A 21,583-nucleotide genomic window follows, 5' to 3' on the forward strand; every position below is an offset into this window, starting at 1 on the left:
TGAATAGCAAAAGCGTCTGATATAAGAAAACTTCATAACCATCTCTGCTTTCAGCACAAGAACACACTGTTCTTTCACCCAACGCGTACGTCATGCTGGAATCATGGAAGAAATCATGGATATCAAGCATCGTACCGATTCCGGCTTTAACGCCGACGCCATCGACCACACCACCGCAGCCGACCTTGCCGAAGTTGGCTCCGACAAGTGGACACGCTACCCCGGCTGCATCGGCGCGTTCATCGCCGAAATGGACTACGGCCTAGCACCCTGCATCCAGGAAGCCATCGACAACGCTTGTGACCATTGCAAACTTGGCTACATTCCCGAACCTTGGAAGCAGCGCGTGGCAGAGGCATGCGCAGGCTGGCAGCGCACACATTACGGCTGGAATGTGGATCCCAGTATCATTCGCGTGGTTCCCGACGTGCTTGAGGCATACGAGGTCTTCCTGCGCGAACTGGTTGGCGCAGGCAACAGCGTGATCGTGCCGACACCTGCCTACATGCCGTTCCTAAGCGTGCCGAAACTCTATGACGTCAATGTGATCGAAATCGAAATGCTGCAAAGCGGCGACACTGAAACCGGTGAGGCGCAGTGGCTGTTCGATTTCGACGCCATTGAACGCGCGTTTGCGGCCGGATGCCATGCGTTCGTGCTTTGCAATCCTCATAATCCGATCGGCAAAGTGCTTACTCTGGAGGAAGAGCTGCGCCTAAGCGATTTGGCAGCGCAGTACGATGTGCGCATTTTCAATGATGAGATCCATGCTCCGTTTGTATTCGAAGGCAAGCATATTCCATTCCCCACCATCAGCGAACAGGCAGCATTGCAGTCGATGACCGCCACCAGCGCGTCGAAGTCGTTCAATATTCCAGGCACGAAGTGTGCGCAGGTGCTGCTCACCAATCCTAAGGATCGTGACATGTGGGCAGTCAAGGCGGAGTGGAGCGAGCATCAGACCGCCACCATCGGCGCGATTGCCACCACCGCCGCATACAACGAGGGTGACCCGTGGTTCCAAGACGCGCTCGCCTACGTGCGCAGGAATCTTGACCTGTTCGACGAACAAATGCGTGAACGGTTCGCTGGCGTCGGCTACATCAAGCCGCAGGGCACCTATATTACATGGCTTGATTTCGGTCCGCTCGGCATCGACGATCCAGCCACATACTTCCTTGAGAAAGCGCAAGTGGCGTTGACCGACGGGCGTTTATGCGGCGAGGCCGGCGCCGGCTGCGTGCGCGTGAATGTGGCGATGCCTTATCCGCTGCTTGTGGATTGCTTGGACCGCATGTATGGGGCGTTGCATGCGGATGGATTGCTGTAAGCTTCGCCACATATTCAGTGTTTCCTTCAACCAACGGCAGCATGACGGTGAGTATCGCACCCTTGTCCAATTCGCTATCCACCGTTATGGTGCCGTTGGAAATCCGCATACTATCGACATGCGATGGAAGGTTGATATGCGTTTGAACGTGAGTACCAACATTGATGTGACAGCCTGCGAAACGGACGGCGATAATCTGCTGTTCTTGGGATTTCATGGATTCAGCAACGATGAAAATGAGATGATCCGCATCATTGATGCGATTTATGATGTTCCGAAGCGAGCCGTATCTTCAACGGACAACTCCATTGCTTCTGCCCAGCATCCGAAATATCCAGGAATGGCTCACGGCATCTGCAATCAGGAAATTCATGACCTACGTGCCTGGTTAGGATTGTGATATGCGCTGCGTGAGGAGTCCTGCGCATCTGAGACCCCGCATGCGTGCCCATAAACTCGCTTTCACTCCTCAGATTGTCATTGATACTAACAGTCCCGCACATGCGGAATCATCCCCGCATGTGCGGAGAACACTGGACATAAACAGGGAGAGCGACATCCACGCAGTGGCCGGAACGCTGCAGACACCGATTTCAATCCACGCTCTCCGTAAGGAGAGCGACCCGGGCACGCTTCGCTTGACCAAACGGTCCAAAAATTTCAATCCACACTCCCCTTGCGGGGAGTGACGCCGAGGTTCGTGATGGTCCTTCTGAGCCATCCATTTCAATCCACACTCCCCTTGCGGGGAGTGACCTGCTAGGCGCTCACGTCGATCGTATCGTACAGCCAATTTCAATCCACACTCCCCTTGCGGGGAGCGACTCCTTCACCCCGCTTTCTTTGGAGAAAGAAGAAATTTCAATCCACACTCCCCTTGCGGGGAGCGACACGTGTACGCCTTTGTCCCTGAAGGTCGTATCGATATTTCAATCCACACTCCCCTTGCGGGGAGCGACATACATGTCGGCCGTCCGGGCTGAATTTGACGCTATTTCAATCCACACTCCCCTTGCGGGGAGCGACACGGGACGACGTTGCAGTCGCATCGGCCGTTGTGATTTCAATCCACACTCCCCTTGCGGGGAGCGACCTGCGGTTGGCCGGATCGTTCCTGAGGTTCGAGCAATTTCAATCCACACTCCCCTTGCGGGGAGCGACGTCATCGACAAGGCAAACGCCATACTGAAAGGAATTTCAATCCACACTCCCCTTGCGGGGAGCGACCCGGCTCCATTGTCGTGGTCTCGGCTGAATCCGTATTTCAATCCACACTCCCCTTGCGGGGAGCGACCCAAGGCCGTCGAGAACGCAGTCAAGGCCAAGCTTATTTCAATCCACACTCCCCTTGCGGGGAGCGACAATCTACCTCGGCGTCAGCCTCAGCTGCATCCAGATTTCAATCCACACTCCCCTTGCGGGGAGCGACTCGATGGCTTGGACATGGGCGACCTTCAGGCGATATTTCAATCCACACTCCCCTTGCGGGGAGCGACTCCGACCGTCTGCCGCTTTTATGCAGCCATCGGAAATTTCAATCCACACTCCCCTTGCGGGGAGCGACCTGGGTGATTTCCTGTCCGACTGACAGTCCGATAACTATTTCAATCCACACTCCCCTTGCGGGGAGCGACTGGATGGCTTCGGAGTTGGCCTGCACCTTGGCCTTATTTCAATCCACACTCCCCTTGCGGGGAGCGACGTCTGCTTCCACTCGCTGGTGGTGTCCTGGTTGTTATTTCAATCCACACTCCCCTTGCGGGGAGCGACGCCCATGCCCCAGTTGAGCATGCAGTATTCGATATTTCAATCCACACTCCCCTTGCGGGGAGCGACTGTCAACCCGCTGTTAAGCCTCTTCGACGACCTAATTTCAATCCACACTCCCCTTGCGGGGAGCGACGTCCAGAATCCAGATCGGTACTGCCGGGGAGACGCATTTCAATCCACACTCCCCTTGCGGGGAGCGACCGCAGAAATGAGACATTTTTGACCAAATAATGATTCAAGCAAAACCTCATCTCGGCTGATACACATATTACATCAGTTCCCCACCGCCCCAAATACGTCCAAATGCAAAGATCAAACTCTATCTGACTACACTTTTCGATTATCAAACAACAATCCGAAATTACATCAGGGTTCCAGTTTTAATTTCCTCCGCACAAAAAAGGTGCGAACCTACCTGTAACTCATGACTGCTTCAGGGTCGCACTGCATGTCGTTTGGAAGTCATACCATCATGACTCCATCAACGGGAACATGACGTTGAACGCCTAAGTGTTCAATGCGCCGTGAATAGTTCGTTCCCAAATTGTAATATCTCAAACTATCCGTTTTGACATCGATGATGCTCAACAGATCATGCTTAAGCGTGAGATACTCCGCAGAAGTAACGCTACATTCGAAAACGCTATTTTGCACGCGTTGCCCATATTTCATGCAGCTTTTTGCCACTAAACGTAGACGCCTTTTACCAGCGGATGTTTCAGTATTCACATCATATGTCACCACAACAAGCATCAGTCATCTCCTTCATCAGCGGCTTCACGGCCTATCACTTCCACATGAATGGCGGGTAAGCGTCTATATCCCCACGAATAGCTCTTGCCAGCAACAAAGCTTGAACATATGGAATCAAGCCCCACGGCATCTTTTCTCCCAAGAACGGATGAGTAATCACCTCTTGTTTGCGCTTCTGCCAAGCAGCCAATACGGTTTTCCGCCCAGCGTCATTAAGGAATACGCCACCATTCTCTCGCTGCTCAAAATCACCAGCTGAAATACTCCCAAGATTGACCAGAGTTAGCGCAAATCGATCAGCAAGAGCAGGACGAAACTCCTCCATGAGGTCTAAGGCTAAGGACGGTCGACCAGGTCGATCTACATGCAAGAAACCTACATATGGATCAAGCCCCACCCCTTGCAGTGCAGCAAGGCAATCCCCTGTAAGCAAGGAGTAGGAAAACGACAACAGTGCATTCATACGATCAAGTGGCGGTCTGCGACTGCGCTGTTCAAAGAAGAAATCATCTTTTGAGCGGAGAATCAAATCGTCGAATGCATAGAAATAATCCTTGGCAGCTAAACCTTCCAGACCTCGGATGGCATCAACATCGTTGCAACCAGACACCTGCTTTAGATATCCAGACAGAGCCTGGCTTTGACCGCTAAGCCTTTCAACATTGACGCGTAAATTATGGTCACGTTTGGTACGTTCCAGCACCCAACGACTGTTGAAAATCTTTCCAATGACAAAAGAACGAGCGAATCTAGCTGAGGAATCTGTATCATCGGCAAAACGGTACTGAGAACGCCGCAGCAACACATTACGATTATTCTCACCGAGAATCGAACAAAGGTATCTGCCTCTCGGAGTATAAAAAGACAATCCCGTGCCGGTCTGCGCACATTGGCCCATTAGCGCAGGAGATGCACCTTTGTAGGAGAAACTCAAAATCTGTTCCAATGAACGCAGTGGAATCTTGGCCAATGCCGTTTTATCACGTTGCACGACAACATTGTCGTTCTCCAATGAGAGATAAGCGTCTTCACTGGTAACAAATAAGGTGTTCAACAATTGCTTCATGACGTTTCCTCATTCACGTAAGCATGTATGTATTGCTCGGCCGATTTTGCTTTTAACAGCTCCGGCAGGCAAATGTCTTTCAACGAACATGCGCTGCATGCCTTCCGCGGCTTTACGCGAGGAGTATGTCCTCTCGAAAACAACTGGTGCATTTCTTGAACCATGGCTACCACTGTGCCACGAAGTTCCTCTGTTAACTCCACTCGTTCACGTCGCCGTGTCCGCTGATAGAACAAGGCTCCTTCAACAATCTCGCATGAAAGCATTTCCTCCAGGCACATGGCTTCAGCGCACAGTTGCAGACGGTCAGCATCCACAGTTTTAGATTGCCCATGCTTGTATTCGATAGGATATGCGCTCCATAGCCCATTCCTGCCCCGTAGAGGAACACCATCATCGGACTGATGGAACTCCACGACATCGCAAGCGCCTGTAATACCAAGATGACGCGAGAACACACGCAGATCTCGCATAATGAGGGTATCTCCACGAGATTCAGACTGCTCGTAATCATGCGCACGCTCATGCTCAAGATGACCGGCAGTGGTGAGATAGTTCTCCTGCCACTGCTGCTCAATATGAATCAACGCCCACTGCCGGCGACAGAATGCAAAGTGCTGGAGGCCAGACAGGGCCAGCCAGTCATCCTCCGGATATTCTGATTGTGTATGCATACAATGCCTCTCTCTTCAACAATTCACGCAATGGGATCACCGGCATATGCGATTCGAAAGCTGGAGATCGTCAAAAACAACGACATGATGCCATTGCGATGACGATCTCCGATTTGCATGGGGAATCACAATGCGTGGTCGACCATTTCGGTCAGGCTGACGGATTCCGGAATGGCTTCACGATTCACTCGAACCTCATAATCAGCAAAATCGCGGGGCGCATCCACTTCTGCACGCTTATGGACGTTGATGCTGTCGAACAGCTTCCACGAGGGGGCATCGCCAAGCGCGCTGCTGTGCTTGAATACGTACAACTTGCGAACCGCCATGTTGCCACGCGCCGCAGAGCGATCGAACTCGAACATATTCAGAATCGCTTGCCACAGTACATCGAGGTCTTCATCGCAGAAACCGGTGACGTTCTGAGCGAGCTTGGCGGAGATGTAGCCGTTCATACGGTAGAGGCCATAGGGGATGATGAATTTGTTGCCCATGGTGTTGTTTTTCTCGGCGGCATCCGCTTCCGTAGTAACCGCAATTATCAATGCCGAACCGGCTGGGTGAGCCCCTGCAACATTCTTAATCCTAGGATGAGTTTTTTCCGGGACAACCAGTTTCCCAGAAACTAAACTGGAAACTAATGACGATTTATCATCATTCCCTTTTTGGTCATAATAAGTATTCCATGCTTTTTGTATACCAGGAAAATCTCCAACAAATATTGTTTGTGCTCCATCAACATGTTGCAGAGCAAAATTCATCTTCAGAGACGATTCCCAGCAATCTCCCATCAACCGTTTAGCAATTTCCCATTGGGGACCTTGCAAAAAGAATGCACGTACAGCAGAAGCAACCGGATCGTCAATTCCCTCTAATATTTGCATGTGTAATTGAGCGCACGCTTGGAATGCCTTCACTGCATGCTCAGGTTTCTCGGTATTATAACCGAGCATATATTCGGCATTACCGCAAAGAAAATCTGGCACAATACCTGACGTTTTAACAAAACGAGCCGGTACTGAAATCTTGTTAATTGGTTTCTTCCCACTGAAGTCCCCAAGTAGCCGGACCTCAACTAAAATGCCATCATCATTGATGACCAATCCATATGGAACATTAATATTGTCATAACCATAAACTGGAGCTTTATTTTGAGACACCAAAACTGCATACTCGTCACAGAGATCGCTGATAATCATGATTTGACCTCCACTGATTCGACATCCATCACGCCATCATTTAGTTCAGCACGGAAAAATAACGGAACAGGATGAGCCGGATTACGGTAGTCGAAATCGTAAAGCATGTAACCCAAATCTCTGTGCCCCTGTTCGAATCCGACGGGATCGCTATCATCTTCCCATAACTGGAACTCGGCAGGAAATTCTCGAGCACCAAAGTATGGGTGGTGGAAACACTGCCCTTTGGATGCACGACGTATGAAAATGTTCTGGAACTTCTCTGCCGAATCTGTTGGTGTCATTTTCGACCTTTTAAGCTCAAAATGAGCATCTATTACATATCGAACATCACGCAAAATAGTGGATGCACGTTGTTGGATGGACTCAGCAGCATAGATGGTACCGCCATCCCCACGGCCTTCCGCCATTGCTCGTATTTTGCTTTTGTCGATGACACTATCAACCTCATTGCGCCGAATGCTGTCGAACCGAATAGGATTGAGTACATGAATCCTGTCGATCCGCCAGCACATACCTGGATGCCAGAAAATAGCTTCCAAGATTCCACGCGCCGCAGACGGCGTCATGACATCATAAGTGACACGTTCTGTTTTAAATTCACCTCTCGTGAAAAGCGCATTGTCTCCCCATACTTCCAAACGTATTGACATTGCTCCTCCCCTCATTGGAATAATAAGCTGTTCAGGAACATCCATGTTGCCTTCATTTGCCAATGTACATCAGGTTCAGAATGTTTACAAAACAAATAACAAGAAGTTAATATCTGCTATTGTAGTCAAAGGTGTTTAACCGCCGAAGAACAGGTACCGCATATTCATCATATGCAATCGATGCCCCCTGAGAGAGCGTGGATTGAAATTTGTTTTTTGTCTTGCGGTGAAAACGCCCGTGTGCCTAATCGCATGCGCGACTAGGCACACGGATTATTCACACAAAAATGCCGTCAGCAGTCGCATCGTCTAATCTCAACCCCAAAAGCGATGAATACAAGCTCATGTCTTGAAGAATGAAGCAGCTCTCTTCATTCTTCCCTCCTCGGCCAACTGCCAGTACAGCTCCTGCTGATTGCAACTTTTCAAGATGACGAGGCCACACATTAACTGCATATTTACCGAGTTTTCGAAACAGAGTACGATCTATATCGCCGTGCTCCAGTTGTTCACACAAACGAGAGCCTTCATCGAATAGCGGAATGTACACCGGCACAGTTGGCGTATCTATAAGCTTGAACCGTTCAGCAATGGTAGCAAAAGGCATACGCTCCTCAAACGAGTGCAGTGACAAAATACATTGCCTGTCAAGCGCATCATTGCTAGAAGTACCACCATCTCTTAGATACAGCACCTCCTTGAAATATGCACGAATCGCCTCATCCGTATTCAAATCAACTTGGCTATTTGCCGTCTCACGGAATGCCGCAATGTTCTGTCGAAGAAACGGAGCACAACCACCTTCCGTAGAGAATATGTAGACCATACTTTCTGATGCAGAATGACGGCCTTCACGATTGCAACGTCCAGCCGTCTGAATGATGGAGTCCAATCCAGCTTCTTCTCGATATGCTACAGGAAAATCAATGTCTACACCGGCTTCGATCAACGAAGTGGATACCACACGACATATTTTTCCTGCACCAAGACGATTGCGAATTCCGCTAAGCAATTGTTGACGATCAGCCGCACATTGCAATGTGGTCAGGCAAAAACTGCCTTCACCGTCATTTTCCGTAAGACGTTCATAGAGGTATTGAGCCTTTTTACGCGTGTTTACTACACATAGAACCTGATTATGATCGTTCAAACGTTCTGCAAGTACATCTAGAGCAATATCACCAATACGTTCAATAGTTACACGACGGAAGGAATTACGGTCATCTTTTGTGAATGGCGATATCTCCCGAGCTTGGGCATGCTCACTATTAAAAGACTCATTGAGCAACGGCTGCAGTTCTGGTTGCGTGGCGGTGCACAATACTGCCGTAGAACCATATTGTTTCACAAGTTCAGCAATTGCCCGTATACATGGCCGCAGATAAGGTACTGGCAATGTTTGAGCCTCATCAAAAATGATGACAGAATTAGCTATATTGTGCAGCTTACGACATCTCGATGTTTTGTTCGAGTACAGACTTTCGAAGAATTGCACCGCAGTAGTGACCACTATTGGCGCATTCCAGTTTTCCGCGGCAAGCGCACGCTTGAGATCCATCTCATCCATGTCGGACTCATCTTTGAGCTGATACGGAGCTTCAGAGTAATGAGGCAATACTGCATCTGTCCCGAAGATTGCCTCAAACTGATTGACGGTTTGATCAATAATTGACGTGTAAGGAATCACGTAGATGACACGATGCAAGTTATTTGTATGCGCATGTTCGAGAGCAAAAGCAATCGAAGAGATGGTCTTACCGCTACCAGTAGGAGCAGTAAGCGTGTAAAGACCAGTACCATATGATGCGTCTTGCCCACAGGCAAGACACTGCGCAAGCAATTCGCACCGTTTAATATCGAGCGGTTTTTTATTAGGCTTACCTAAAAACTGATTCGCCTTGTTCTCGATGATATCGGTCAACTGTTTAATTCGAGCCCGATCCTCGGTATCACACTCTGAAACTACCATCAACGATGCTTTACGTAACTTGTCCCACTTAAGCACTTGCTCACTTGCTAACGAGTCTGCCCAAGATATTCTTTCAGAGATTCAAGTAAAGGATGTTCCGTACGACTTTCACGATTTGAAGTAAAGAACTCTGCATCAAGCCGGTCTCCATCTACCAAGGTGGAAAACAACATGCGAGTCAACATCATGTCAGAATAAAATGACTGCTCTCCAGACTTTCCATTCATTGCTATAGAGTTCGATGGTTTCGTTCCTTTCTCGAACGCTGACTGTGGAATATTCAGCTGTTGTTCCCATGCCTTGGATAAAGCAAGCGGACCACAACTACCTGCCGAAAAAGCCCTGTTCATGCGCGCGCTATATGTTGGCCCCTCCAGCTCGCCCCGACTACCGAAATCAGGCAATCCCGCATGATGTCCGGCTACCGCCATTGAAGCTAAAGGACATCCATGCTGTACTAGCAACATCGCGCCAGCTGTTGAATGATCCACGAGTCCGGAATGATCGGGGTCTTGGATTCTTCGTTGAAAAGCATCCGAGTATTTGCCTAAATCATGGACCAAACCAGCAAGTAGCCCATCGTCAAGATGACCGAAGACTTGTGCAAAGCCACCAGCTAGACAACCAGCCATGGATAGGTGCTCTACACAAGTCTCATATCCATGATCGCTAGTTCTTGCATAGAATGTCATGCTCGTCATTGCCCCTTCGCCAATTAGAGTCATTGTTGCAATCAAGCATACTGCATAATCCGAGATGAGTGACGTCGAACAGCAAGATCCTCCAAACAGCAGGGCAATCAGATTGTCAATACACGAGTAAAGACATGCTACATTTCACAGCTGTTCGCAGGATATGCCAAGACCAACTAACCGTCCACTCATCCTCTCCCTAACCCAGCCGCGTATTCGTCAAGCACATCGAGAATGCCACGATGCTCATATGCAACGCTGCGTTGCCTTCCCGTGCGCTCCATCACAACACCGCGTTCGCTCAAGGTCTTGATCGCACGCTCCGCTTGCGGTTTCGACAATCCCACTGCTTTCTGCAGGTATCTCGTGTTGATGATCGGCTGCGCGATCAGATTCGGCAACATTCGCCACACGGCGGCATCAGAACGTACACCTTGCAAAAGTGAACGACCTTCGTCCAACTGTTCGCACAAATCGTCGATAAGCTTCCTGCCACTTATCACGGCGAATCGGCATGCCTGCGCGAATTGTCTGGCAATCGGCGCGGCATCACCTTCCCGGAAGAGAGTCAACGCCTCGAAATAGCTCTCCGTATCATGCAACAAACCAGCGGAAACAGGAGGCGTGGTATCGCAGGACAACCTTTTATTACGAAGAATCACATGCACCAACGCACGCCCGCAACGCCCATTGCCATCCGCAAACGGATGAATGGTCTCGAATTGCGCATGCGCAATCGCACATTGCGCCACCACCGGCAGATCGTCATGATTGATGAATTCAAGCAGATCCGTCTTCGCATCGGCAATCAGCTCGGGCTGCGGACCGACATGTGCCGCCCCGCGCGGTGAATAGCTGTCGGTTCCGACCCACACCAGGTTCGTGCGATAGGCACCCGCATATTCCTCCCAGCCACGCTGCGAGGAAAGCAGAGCTTCATGCATGGCGAGGATGTTTTTCCGTCATGCCATTACCAAGCTTCAGCGCAGCCTCCTGGCGCGCACATTGCCGACTACAACCGCGGCATTGTCGCCTGTTCCCTCGTCAATCGTTTCCAGAGCAAGGTTCTTCGCTCCGACCGTTAGATTCTCTATCTGCGAGGACGACGATGCTTCAGTACGCAGCAACACTGCACTCATCGGGCCAAGCACGTGATTGTCCTCGCCAAGTTTCGCAACAGCATAGGAGTCAAAGGAAGCCAATGCACACGATGCCTCTTCACAGTCTGCAAGCAGATTGGAGGGGAAAACGTAATTCAGACCCGCAAGTTTGATGGGCACGGTCGACTCATATTCGCCATTGCCACGCGAACGGCGCGGCCGCGAAACGGGAGCATCTTCCGGAATATGCCAGATATGTCGCTCTTTTCCAAACGAGGGGATGGCAAGCGCCTCGTTGGTATCCATGGTTCCCGTTCCTAGTTAGCTACATTTATCTGTTTAAGTGTAGCTAAATGACGATGTCGGTCACGGATAAGGTTCAATAAGTCCGGAAGCCTCACTTGCTTTTATGGCGTTGCCGAATCCCAGCCACAAGCGATAATGACATATACAGGAACAAAGGAGCACACCATGCATCTGGGCATCACAGGAAATATCGATTTCGAAGAGGGCGTTTCCTCACCCAGTGATCTGCTGTTCCTTGGATTCCATGGCTATGGCAACGACGAATCCGAGATGGTTCGCATCATCAATGCGATTTGCGGCGACAGCAATGCCGACAACACCACCGGAAGCACCGTTGCCACTTTCACCCACTACCCCACCACCCACCACCCCAGCTATCTCTCGTTCCGCGCGCCACATGCACGCCCGTACATCGGTGGTCACTACTGGTATCCGGACGGCTGCTCGGTCAACGAGCGCCGCCGCGCGTGCACCGAGATCGGCGATAGCGTTGTACAGCTGTTGGACGCTCCGGCGTTCGGGCAGTTTCGTAAGGTGCTGATTGGGTTTTCGCAGGGTGGTTATCTGTCGTATCGCATGGTTGCGGAGCATCCTGATGTGTTCGATGCCGCGATTTTGCTCAGTCCGTCGTTTAAGGGCGAGGCTGCCAGCGAGCCGGTTGCTGGCCATACTCGTTTCGCATTGTGCTATGGCACTGCTGATCGTACGATTCCCGCCGCCAATCAGCAGTGTGCGCGGGCGAAGCTTACGGCGACGGGTAACTGCACGGTTTTCGAATATCCTGGCATGGCGCATGCCGTATGCGATCAGGAAATCATCGATTTGCGGAATTGGCTTAAATACTAGGTTTTGGCGTGCCTATTTGGCATTTCTCACCAATCCTATTTGACACTTTCTACCGTTTCTACTTTACATTTTCTACCTTGATGGCCGATGGAATCCAAGCAATGATTCGTGGCGCGCACGGCCAGGCGGAAGTATGTGCGACCGCGTATAGCCCGCGACGGCAGCTCGCCGACAAAAAGAAAAAGCCGGACGGTGGATTTTCGACAGCCCACCCGCATGGGGGCGCGCCCGTCAAATCCAGCCGTCCGGCAACGCGACTGCTTCTCAAGAATGTGTGCTTGACTCACATGGATGGTACTGAAAACCATTCGCTTAACGATCTGCTTCCGCACGCTTCGGCCGCATTGAACAATGCGGTCACGCACGCGGACACAAATCAAGTCTTGCGCGGTTCGAGCCGCGGTGGACAATACCACGGCGGCTCGAAAGCCAAAGGATTACTCTAGCCGCAGCTTGGAATAATCGCAAGCTGATTAGATTTCGCGGAATTCGCGAAATCCACGAAATCCTTGGAACCAGATCAGGCCTTGGCAACCTCAACGTTCAGCTCATCGCCGGCAGTCACTTCGAAGGAGGTGGCGAGCGTCTCGGAGGCGATGAGATCCTTGAACTGTTCGACCTTGGCCACGTCTTCGGCGGGCACAACGAGCACCAGTGCGATACGGTCGGAGATCTGCAGATCGGCGGCCTTGCGGGCGTCCTGCACGGCGCGGATCACGTCGCGGGCGTAGCCTTCGGCGATCAGATCGTCGTTCAGCTCGGTGTCGAGGATTACGAAGCCACCGGTCGGCAGTGCAGCACTTACAGAGTTGGCGGCCTCTTCGGCGTTCTTCTCCTCCACGCTGTTGATCAGCTCATATTCGCCTTCCTCAAGCACGATCTCACCGTTCGGCGTCTCGCACACCGGAGCGCCTTCGGCATTCACATGCCATGCACCCGACTTGGAAGCCTTGATGGCGAACTGTACGTCCTTGCGAAGACGCTTGCCTGCCACGCGAGCGTTCACGCGCAGCTCGTTGATGATCTTCAAGCCTTGGGTTTCGGCATCTTCAAGCGTGCACAGTTCAACATTCTTCACGTTCAGTTCGGACTTCAGGATCTCGTCGTATGCGGCCACGGCAGCAGTGTTCTCCACCACCACGGTCAGCTTGGACAGCGGCTGGCGCACACGGATCTGCTTTGTCTTACGCATAGACAGGGTGCCGGACACGACCTCGCGCACCTTCTCCATCGCGTCGACCAGAGCCGGATCGTCAACAAGCACGCGGCCCAGTTCGCTCGCTTCGCCAGTCTGCTCGTCGGCAAGGAACGGCCAGTCGGCCAAGTGCACGGATTCGCCACCGGTCAGACCACGCCACACGGCTTCCGCTTCCATCGGAGCGAGCGGTGCGATCACGCGCATGAATGCTTCAAGCACGGTGTACAGCGTGTTGAACGCGTTCGCATCCTCGTTCCAGAAGCGATCACGATTGTTGCGAATATACCAGTTGGTGAGCATGTCGATGAAGTCGGACACGGCTTCGCATGCGTCAGAAATCAGGAAGTCATCCAGCGAATGCTGCGTCTTTTCAATCAGTCGGCGGGTACGCGCCAGCAGATAACGATCCATTTCCGGCAGTGCGGCAACCTCATCGGCACGCAGCGCACGAGCATCGAAACCAGCACCATTATTAGCAGCGTTCGCATACAGGGTGAAGAAGTAGTACGAGCTCCACACCGGCAGCATGACCTGGCGAACGGTGTCGCGAATGCCATCGGCAGTCACAATCAGGTTGCCGCCGCGCAGAATCGGCGAGCTCATGAGGAACCAACGCATGGCGTCGGAACCGAAATCGTTGAACACTCCGTTCACATCCGGGTAGTTGCGCAGATGCTTCGACATCTTCTGGCCGTCGGAGCCAAGCACGATGCCGTGGCAGATCACGTTCTTGAACGCCGGCTTGTCGAACAGGGCGGTCGCCATGATGTGCTGCACGTAGAACCAGCCACGGGTCTGGCCGATGTATTCCACGATGTAATCGCACGGGAAGTGCTGTTCGAACGTTTCCTTATTCTCGAACGGATAATGGTACTGGGCGAAGCTCATGGAACCGGATTCGAACCAGCAGTCCATCACGTCGCTGATGCGGTGCATGTGGCTCTTGCCGGTCGGATCGTCCGGGTTGACGCGAGTCAGCTCATCAATGTACGGGCGGTGCATGTTGACATTGCCCTCATGGTCGCGCGGATAGTCACCGAAGTCGGCCTTCAGCTCCTCCAACGAACCGTACACGTCCACGCGCGGATACTTAGGATCATCGGACACCCACACCGGAATCGGGGAGCCCCAGAAACGGTTGCGGGAGATCGACCAGTCGCGGGCGTTGGCAAGCCACTTGCCGAACTGGCCATCCTTCACATTGCCCGGAATCCAGTTGATCTGCTGGTTCAGTTCGAGCAGACGGTCCTTGATCTTGGTGACAGACACGAACCAGGAGCTCACCGGCTTGTAGATCAGCGGAGTGGCGCAACGCCAGCAGTGCGGGTAGGAGTGCACGTAGCTCTTCTCCTGGAAAAGGATCGCGCGCTGATCTTCCGGAATGCGTTCCAGCGGGCCGTCGCCGGCACGCAGGTTGCGCAGGATCGGCTTGTTCGCATCGAACACATACATGCCCTCGTAATCCGGGCACAGCGAAGTGAACTTGCAGCCTGCGTCGAGCACGTCCACGCTCTTGATGCCCTTGGCGTTGAGCGTGTTCATATCGTCTTCGCCGTACGGAGCCTGATGCACAAGGCCGGTACCTTCGACGGTATCGACATAATCGGCGGTGAAGATCTGGTAGCCTTCCGGACCCGGCACCTTGCCTTCGGCTGCGTTCTCGTCGCCAGCGAAGTACGGGAACACCGGGTAGTAGCGCCAGCCTTCCATCTCAGCACCCTTGAGTTCGCGCACGATCTCATAGTTTTCGCCGAGTTCCTTAGCATAAGAGCCGAGCAGTGGCTTGCCCAGGTAGAACTTCTTGCCAGCGAACTTGCCTTCGGTCGGGCGTACTTCCACATAGTCGATGTCGGCGCCGACCACGATGGCGAAGTTGGTGGGAACGGTCCACGGGGTGGTGGTCCAGAACACCGCGTAGGCGTCTTCCTCATCGCGCAGCTTCACGGCCACGGACACGGTGGTGTCCTGACGGTCCTGATACACGTCGGCATCCATGCGCAGCTCATGCGCGGAAAGCGGCGTCTGATCCTTCGGACAGTACGGCAGCACGCGGTAGCCCTGATATGCGAGGCCCTTGTCGTACAGCTGCTTGAACGCCCACATCACGGATTCCATGTATGGAATGTTCAGCGTCTTGTAGCCATGCTCGAAATCGACCCAACGTGCCTGACGGTGCACGTAGTCCTTCCACTCGTTGGTGTACTTGAGCACGGAGGCGCGGCAGGCATCGTTGAACTTGTCGATGCCCATTTCCTTGACCTGATCGACCGAATCGATGCCCAGTTCCTTCTGGGCTTCAAGCTCGGCCGGAAGACCGTGCGTGTCCCAACCGAACACACGGTTGACCTTGTGGCCCTTCATGGTCTGGTAGCGCGGAATCACATCCTTGGCGTAGCCGGTCAACAGGTGGCCGTAATGCGGCAGACCGTTGGCGAACGGCGGTCCGTCGAAGAAGACGAATTCGTTCTGGCTGTGATCGCCGGAAGGACGGCGTTCAATGGACTTCTGGAAAGTATCGTCCTTCTCCCAATAATCAAGGACGGATTCTTCCAGCTTCGGAAAACTGGGGTTAGGTGCCACATTAGCGCTCTGCTCACCCGCAGCTGCCTTCGGATACACGTTGTGTTCGCTCACCGTATCTCCTCGTAGGTTCTTACTACTTGTCTCCTACGAGGACGATGACTATAGCGCCTGCTGGACGCCGCCACCGCGGTACCACCTCGTTTGCCATGCTTTTGTTACGCGCACGACCGCTCGTATGTTCGGCTGTTCGGGCCTTCCCGCCGGGTCTAATAAGTCGCTGACACGACCGTTCTTCCGGAAGCTCCCCGCTGATAACGGATCACCGCTCGCATTTCGGTTGCCACTATAGCATGCAGCGCGAACTATTTTCGCCTGTTTTGCATGATTATGGACGATTCACAATGGGCTTCATAGACGATTCACGATAGGTCTTATACAGGATTACCTACAACAGAAATGCCGATACTGACAGCCCATCAGTATCGGCATTGCAAACGTATTTTCAATATGTATTTTTAGAAAATACTATGTTCGATCATTCGGAGATTTCACCAGCGGCAAGCTTGGCTTCGAGCTCCTCGACGATCTCGTCGTGCATCTTCTCGGTGATCTTCACCTTGAAGAGGAACACGAGCAGGCTCAGCACGATGATGCCCAGCGGCACGTAGAACGCGCAGACCTTGAACATGCCGATGTTCGCGGCGGTCATATCCGCGGCGGTTGCGTCACCGATCATGCCTGCGGCTACAGCGATGAAGCCGACGATACCGTTGGAGCATGCGCCTGCGATCTTGTCGAGCATCGGGCGGACGGACAGGGTGACGGCCTCGTTACGCTTGCCGTTCTTGAGCTGGCCGTATTCGATGGAGTCGGTCAGCGACAGGATGGCGGTCATCTGAATGAAAGTCTGCGGCAGGTAGAAGAAGACCAGACCGACGATGACCATTGCCAGATTGCTGGAGCCGACGGCGAACAGCAGGTAGCCGACGATCATGAGCACCATGCCACCCAAGTACAGGTAGCGGCGCGGAATGCGCTTGTTCAGGATCGGGTACAGCGGAGCCATAACCAAGCCGGTGATGACCGGGATGACGCCCACGATGGAGTATGCGGCGGTGTTGTCGAGGATGTACTTGAACAGATACATGAGCACGCCGGTGGTGGCCACGTTGGCGATGGCGTACAGCAGGTAGCTCAGGGCAACCCACAGCAGCTGATCGTTCTGGGCCAGAGCCTTGAAGGCCTGCAGCGGGCCGCCGTTGTCTTCGGCCTTGGCACGCAGCGTGGTGGTGCTTTCCTTGGTGCCAAACGCCACGGAGCACACGGTGAGGATGCCGAGGATGGCCACGATGATGGCGAAGCAGGTCCAGCCGGACTGGCTTTCGACGTACTTGCCGGTGAACACCCAGCTGAAGTAGGTGACGATCGGGATGACCACGATGGTCAGACCGTTGTAGCCGATGGAGCCGCCGAAGGAGCCGAGTGCGGTGTAGGTGGAGCGCTCGTGGGAGTCGGAGCTCAATGCAGGGATCATACCCCAGTAGGAGATGTCACGCAGCGAGTAGAACACGTCGAGCACAATGAAGGTGATGACGAACAGCACGATGAACAGGGTAGTATTCACGTTCACCAGACCGAACAGACCAGTGTAGACGAGCACCAGCAGGATGGCGGAAACGGTACCACCGATGAGCTGCCACGGCTTGAAGCGACCCCACTTGGTGTTGGTGTTGTCGATGATGTTGCCCAGCAGCGGGTCGATGAAGATTTCTGCGATACGAATCACCACGACCAGGCCGGTGATGATGCCAATCAGCTTGGTGGCGACGCTCTTATCGACGCCAGAGAACAGCGAGCTCGTCACGTAGACGATGAAATAGGTGCTCAATGCGTTGTAGAACGCGGACTGGCCGACGTTACCGAACGAGTACGCCACGCGAGACAAGAGGTTCCCGCCTTTGGAACCGTTGTTGCCATTTCCCATCTTTGCTTCTCCTTAGAAGTCAGATACAGGTCCTTCTTTGACCTAACTATCGGTATATCCCCTTATCTGAAGTTAGTAAAATTTATCACTGAACATATCGCCTATCGGCGTGTCATATTTTGTGAGCTTCTGTTCGAAAGATAGCCAAAAACGTTATTTTTCCGCCATTTACACAACAAAATAGGCAAACTGTCGCATTATCTTGTGGCAGCTTTTACCAAAATCGATATTTACGATATGCAAAAGCTTCCACGTCGAAACGAAACCAAGCCAATCTGGAAATAGCCCGATTACTATACAGAAGTAAAGAAATAACCGCTATTTTGCCGGCACAAAACTATCGCGCACCACCAGCGACGTCGACAGGTACGCATGCTGACGAATCGTGCGTTTGCTGGAAATGGCATCACCCAACATCAGCGTCGCCACGCGCGCAAGCTCGTTCTGATCGATGGAGAATGTGCTCAACGGCGGCGAGGTCAACTGCGAAATCGTTTGATTGTTAATGCTGATCACGCTGATATCGCGCGGCACCAGCACGCCAACCGCATTGAACGCCTGCAGCACGCCAACCGCAATCACATCGGCAGCTACGATCACGGCATCAGGCAGCACGCCATTATGATCGCGCACGAATTGCTCCCCCAACGCACGGCCGTTGCTCACGGTGAACAAGCCGTCGGAATACACCAATCCGTCGGATTGAATACCGAAACGCCTTGCCTCACGACGGAAATATGTGGCGCGATTCTCCTCATCGACCTCATAAAAGTTCATCAGGCAGCCCTCGCCTCCGATGAATCCAACGCGCTTCATGCCCTTGGCAGCACAGGCCGCGACCGCATCATGCATGGTCTGCTGCAAATCAGGCTGCACGGAATCGAACAGATTCGGCGCCGGATTCACGTCAATGAACACGCCATACGGCATGGCCCTATGCAGCCGCTCCAAGCCTTCCTCGCTGATCTGGTCGGCACCGATCGCCATGAACCCGTCGAATTTGGAACTGCGAGCGATCATATCGTCGAGATTGTGGAACACCGTCATTTCCATGCGTTGCTGTTCCGCATTGCGTTCGAGCGCTGAACGCAAATCGGTGAAATAGGAGTCCCGCAACGCCTCGTCGGACTTTTCATTGTCAAGCAATGCAACCTCATGAGGGATGACGATGCGCTTGGTCTGCACGCTATAGCCGAGGTCCTCGCTCGCCTGAATGATCTTGCGACGAGTCTCTTCACGCACCGATAGGGTGGGATCCCCGTTCAGAAGTCGAGACACCGTAGCCTGAGAAAACCCGGTACGTTGCGCAATCTCTTTAATCGTCGCCATGTCTCTCTCCAATTTAGTAAATCGTTTACCCATGAAAGGATAACCTATTATTGACATAACGACAAACCAAGCGAGATTTATGCAACGATTACGCAAGCCAATTATAATCGCTGCTCATGCAGCAGTCTCATGAACGTATGACGGAACCGCCTTCACGGAAGGCGGGCTGGCCGCAGCCGAATACCATGCATGGCAAAGACAATAAGAAATCCCTTGCTTCAAAATCGCAATTTCAAAGCAAGGGATTTTCCAGAGGATCCGTGCCGTTCAAAGCCACCGGCCATAAGGGCGGTATCAGCCGACAGGGATCGAAGCGCGGCTAGTGTAGAACGCTAGCGCGTGCTCGCATCGCTCCAATTCAGGAGACTATTAGATTATTCGAGTTCTACGGCACCTGTGTAGAGCTGGTAGTACTCGCCCTTCTGCGCGATGAGCTCGTCATGCGAGCCGCGTTCGATGATACGGCCATGGTCGAGCACCATGATCACGTCGGAATTGCGCACGGTGGACAGGCGGTACACCTGCTACAGACACCGCGTCAACCGCGAGCGAAGCGGCCTGCGCCCGTGGTTTTTACGTCGGCAAGCCATTTCATCTGAGTGTTCCGCAAGCGCACGGAATCCACACTGCAGCAGTGGCACAAACTGCAGGACGGTGAGGAGCACATCTGAACAAACGAAACCCGGGCGGCGTGTAGCGTGAGACTTCGATCAGCCTTCCATATCCTCCAAAGCGACGCCCTTCGTTTCCTTGACGAACTTGAGCACGAAGAAGAAGGAAACCAGTGCGAAGAAGGCGAACAGGCCATACACCAAGCCAACGTTGATGCCAAGCAGAACCGGGAAGCTGACGGTAACGATGAAGTTGGAAGTGTATTGCACTGCAGTACCCACCGACATGCCGGCGGAACGCATGGAGTTCGGGAACATTTCGGCAAGCATGCCCCAAGAAACCGTGCCCCAAGTCAGGCCGAACGCCACCACAAACGCGTTGGCGAACACAAGGGCGAGAGGGCCGGTGACCGCGCCGAGCGAAGGAGCGCCGTTCCCCATCGGAGCGGTACCGAACAGCACCGCCAAACCACCTTGGGCCACGACCATGCCGATGGATCCGGCGAGCAACATTGGGCGGCGGCCAACGCGATCAACCAGGAAGGTGCCGCCGATGGTGGCTGCGATGTTGATCAGCGATGTGATGGCGGTGATGGTGAAGGAGTCTTTTTCAGTGAAGCCGACCGCACCCCACAGCGTGTTCGAATAGTAGAAGATGACGTTGATGCCGGTGAACTGGTTGAGAATCATGAATCCGATGGCAACCCACACGACTGGCTTCAAACGGCCAAGCGGGGTGACCAGGTCACGGAACGACGGCTTGTGGTCGATGCCGATGGAGTAGCGGATGCGGCCAATCTGATCGGAAATCGGAGTTGGGTCAACGCTGATGCGTTCCAAAATGGCTGCGGCCTGCTCGTCTCGATGTTGGGCAACCAAGTAGCGTGGAGATTCAGGGATGGTCATGGCCAGCAGGAAGTAAACGATCGATGGGATGCCCATGCACAGGAACATCCACTGCCACGTTTCGAGCGGACCCATGAATACGCTGGCGCCACCGGAAATATGCACCAGAAGCGCGTTGACCAGCAGTGAGATGAAAATACCCACGACGATGCCGAGCTGCTGGAATGCTCCAAGCACGCCTCGCTCGTCGGTCGGCGCGATTTCAGCGATATACACCGGCGCGACCATGGCCGCGACACCTGCCGCGAAACCACCGATAATACGGAATGCGACCAGCACCACAATATTGGGAACAATGGCACAACCGATGCTGCAAATCAGAAACAGCACCGCCGCGATCTTCATCATCGGCACACGACCGATTTTGTCGGAAATACGCCCCGCAAGCAGAGCGCCGATGCCGCCGGAAATCAACGCCGACCCCACAGCCAAACCAAGCAGTGCGTCACCCGTGGCGAATTCGGTTTTGATGGCGTTGGTCGCTCCGTTGATCACCGCCGAATCGTAGCCGTAGAGCAGACCACCAAGAGCTGCGATCAAAGCAAGCTTACGGCACAGGTTCTTACGGGTCTTGATGGTACGCTCGTCAAGAGGCGTACCGGCTGCGCTTGAAATTGCAGAAGACATGATTATCCCTTCTTCCTTGAAGTTGGAGTTTGTAATGCAGATAAAAA

General features: G+C 53.0%; 18 protein-coding genes and 1 CRISPR repeat array. Of the genes, 4 read left to right on the top strand and 14 right to left on the bottom strand.

What is annotated here, in order from left to right:
* Nucleotides 1-103 precede the first annotated feature (103 nt).
* Complete coding sequence (locus CE168_RS05035; protein WP_099571379.1) at nucleotides 104-1,330, top strand: MalY/PatB family protein; 1,227 nt, start codon at nucleotides 104-106, stop codon at nucleotides 1,328-1,330.
* A gap of 136 nt (nucleotides 1,331-1,466) precedes the next feature.
* Complete coding sequence (locus CE168_RS05040; protein WP_099571380.1) at nucleotides 1,467-1,730, top strand: hypothetical protein; 264 nt, start codon at nucleotides 1,467-1,469, stop codon at nucleotides 1,728-1,730.
* Nucleotides 1,731-1,920: 190 nt separating this feature from the next.
* A CRISPR array of direct repeats spans nucleotides 1,921-3,301; the repeat unit is 33 nt; unit sequence ATTTCAATCCACACTCCCCTTGCGGGGAGCGAC.
* A gap of 261 nt (nucleotides 3,302-3,562) precedes the next feature.
* On the opposite strand, the gene cas2 is transcribed toward CE168_RS05040, so the two are convergent.
* The 9 genes from cas2 to CE168_RS09080 all read right to left on the bottom strand — a co-directional run bounded on the left by cas2 (nucleotide 3,563) and on the right by CE168_RS09080 (nucleotide 11,512).
* Entirely contained in the window at nucleotides 3,563-3,853 is a 291-nt protein-coding gene (gene cas2 / locus CE168_RS05045; protein ID WP_055063550.1) for a CRISPR-associated endonuclease Cas2, read from the bottom strand.
* A gap of 34 nt (nucleotides 3,854-3,887) precedes the next feature.
* Complete coding sequence (cas1c, locus tag CE168_RS05050) at nucleotides 3,888-4,919, bottom strand: type I-C CRISPR-associated endonuclease Cas1c (protein WP_099571381.1); 1,032 nt, start codon at nucleotides 4,917-4,919, stop codon at nucleotides 3,888-3,890.
* Nucleotides 4,916-5,593, bottom strand: coding sequence for a CRISPR-associated protein Cas4 (gene cas4 / locus CE168_RS05055; protein WP_099571382.1), 678 nt, complete (start codon nucleotides 5,591-5,593; stop codon nucleotides 4,916-4,918). Before cas4 ends, cas1c begins: the two co-directional genes overlap by 4 nt.
* Before the next feature lie 125 nt (nucleotides 5,594-5,718).
* On the bottom strand, nucleotides 5,719-6,792 hold the full coding sequence (locus CE168_RS05060) for a type I CRISPR-associated protein Cas7 (protein ID WP_099571383.1): 1,074 nt from the start codon (nucleotides 6,790-6,792) through the stop codon (nucleotides 5,719-5,721).
* Nucleotides 6,789-7,490 (bottom strand): type I-C CRISPR-associated protein Cas5c, encoded by a 702-nt coding sequence (cas5c, locus tag CE168_RS05065; protein ID WP_201797050.1) that lies wholly within the window; start codon nucleotides 7,488-7,490, stop codon nucleotides 6,789-6,791. The genes CE168_RS05060 and cas5c overlap by 4 nt, the downstream gene beginning before the upstream one ends.
* 232 nt (nucleotides 7,491-7,722) lie before the next feature.
* Nucleotides 7,723-9,366, bottom strand: a complete 1,644-nt coding sequence (gene cas3, locus CE168_RS05070) for a CRISPR-associated helicase Cas3' (protein ID WP_180753705.1) — start codon at nucleotides 9,364-9,366, stop codon at nucleotides 7,723-7,725.
* 95 nt (nucleotides 9,367-9,461) lie between these two features.
* Complete coding sequence (locus tag CE168_RS05075; protein ID WP_180753706.1) at nucleotides 9,462-10,115, bottom strand: CRISPR-associated endonuclease Cas3''; 654 nt, start codon at nucleotides 10,113-10,115, stop codon at nucleotides 9,462-9,464.
* A 179-nt stretch (nucleotides 10,116-10,294) separates the two neighbouring features.
* Nucleotides 10,295-11,050, bottom strand: a complete 756-nt coding sequence (locus tag CE168_RS09075) for a Fic family protein (protein WP_201797051.1) — start codon at nucleotides 11,048-11,050, stop codon at nucleotides 10,295-10,297.
* A gap of 36 nt (nucleotides 11,051-11,086) precedes the next feature.
* Nucleotides 11,087-11,512 carry a hypothetical protein gene (locus CE168_RS09080; protein ID WP_201797052.1) on the bottom strand — a complete coding sequence of 142 codons (426 nt, stop codon included), beginning with the start codon at nucleotides 11,510-11,512 and terminating at the stop codon, nucleotides 11,087-11,089.
* Nucleotides 11,513-11,677: 165 nt separating this feature from the next.
* On the opposite strand from CE168_RS09080, the gene CE168_RS05085 reads away from it, so the two are divergent.
* Both CE168_RS05085 and CE168_RS05090 read left to right on the top strand, forming a co-directional pair.
* On the top strand, nucleotides 11,678-12,358 hold the full coding sequence (locus tag CE168_RS05085; RefSeq protein ID WP_099571386.1) for an alpha/beta hydrolase: 681 nt from the start codon (nucleotides 11,678-11,680) through the stop codon (nucleotides 12,356-12,358).
* 8 nt (nucleotides 12,359-12,366) lie between these two features.
* The gene (locus CE168_RS05090) at nucleotides 12,367-12,804 is read left to right on the top strand and encodes a hypothetical protein (RefSeq protein ID WP_143433393.1); all 438 of its coding nucleotides are present in this window, start codon (nucleotides 12,367-12,369) and stop codon (nucleotides 12,802-12,804) included.
* 74 nt (nucleotides 12,805-12,878) lie between these two features.
* Here CE168_RS05090 and ileS read toward each other — a convergent pair whose 3' ends face one another.
* The 5 genes from ileS to CE168_RS05115 all read right to left on the bottom strand — a co-directional run bounded on the left by ileS (nucleotide 12,879) and on the right by CE168_RS05115 (nucleotide 21,536).
* Complete coding sequence (gene ileS / locus CE168_RS05095) at nucleotides 12,879-16,190, bottom strand: mupirocin-resistant isoleucine--tRNA ligase (protein ID WP_099571388.1); 3,312 nt, start codon at nucleotides 16,188-16,190, stop codon at nucleotides 12,879-12,881.
* A 424-nt stretch (nucleotides 16,191-16,614) separates the two neighbouring features.
* The gene (locus CE168_RS05100) at nucleotides 16,615-18,063 is read right to left on the bottom strand and encodes a glycoside-pentoside-hexuronide (GPH):cation symporter (protein ID WP_099571389.1); all 1,449 of its coding nucleotides are present in this window, start codon (nucleotides 18,061-18,063) and stop codon (nucleotides 16,615-16,617) included.
* Nucleotides 18,064-18,381: 318 nt separating this feature from the next.
* On the bottom strand, nucleotides 18,382-19,392 hold the full coding sequence (locus tag CE168_RS05105) for a LacI family DNA-binding transcriptional regulator (protein WP_099571390.1): 1,011 nt from the start codon (nucleotides 19,390-19,392) through the stop codon (nucleotides 18,382-18,384).
* A 374-nt stretch (nucleotides 19,393-19,766) separates the two neighbouring features.
* A complete protein-coding gene (locus CE168_RS09020; protein WP_180753707.1) occupies nucleotides 19,767-19,913 on the bottom strand; it encodes a hypothetical protein in 147 nt (48 codons plus the stop codon).
* A 189-nt stretch (nucleotides 19,914-20,102) separates the two neighbouring features.
* Nucleotides 20,103-21,536 (bottom strand): sugar porter family MFS transporter, encoded by a 1,434-nt coding sequence (locus CE168_RS05115; protein ID WP_099571391.1) that lies wholly within the window; start codon nucleotides 21,534-21,536, stop codon nucleotides 20,103-20,105.
* Nucleotides 21,537-21,583: the final 47 nt, after the last annotated feature.

Origin of the sequence: Bifidobacterium sp. N5G01, assembly GCF_002742425.1 — a bacterium.
In the GTDB taxonomy this organism is placed as follows: domain Bacteria; phylum Actinomycetota; class Actinomycetes; order Actinomycetales; family Bifidobacteriaceae; genus Bifidobacterium; species Bifidobacterium hominis.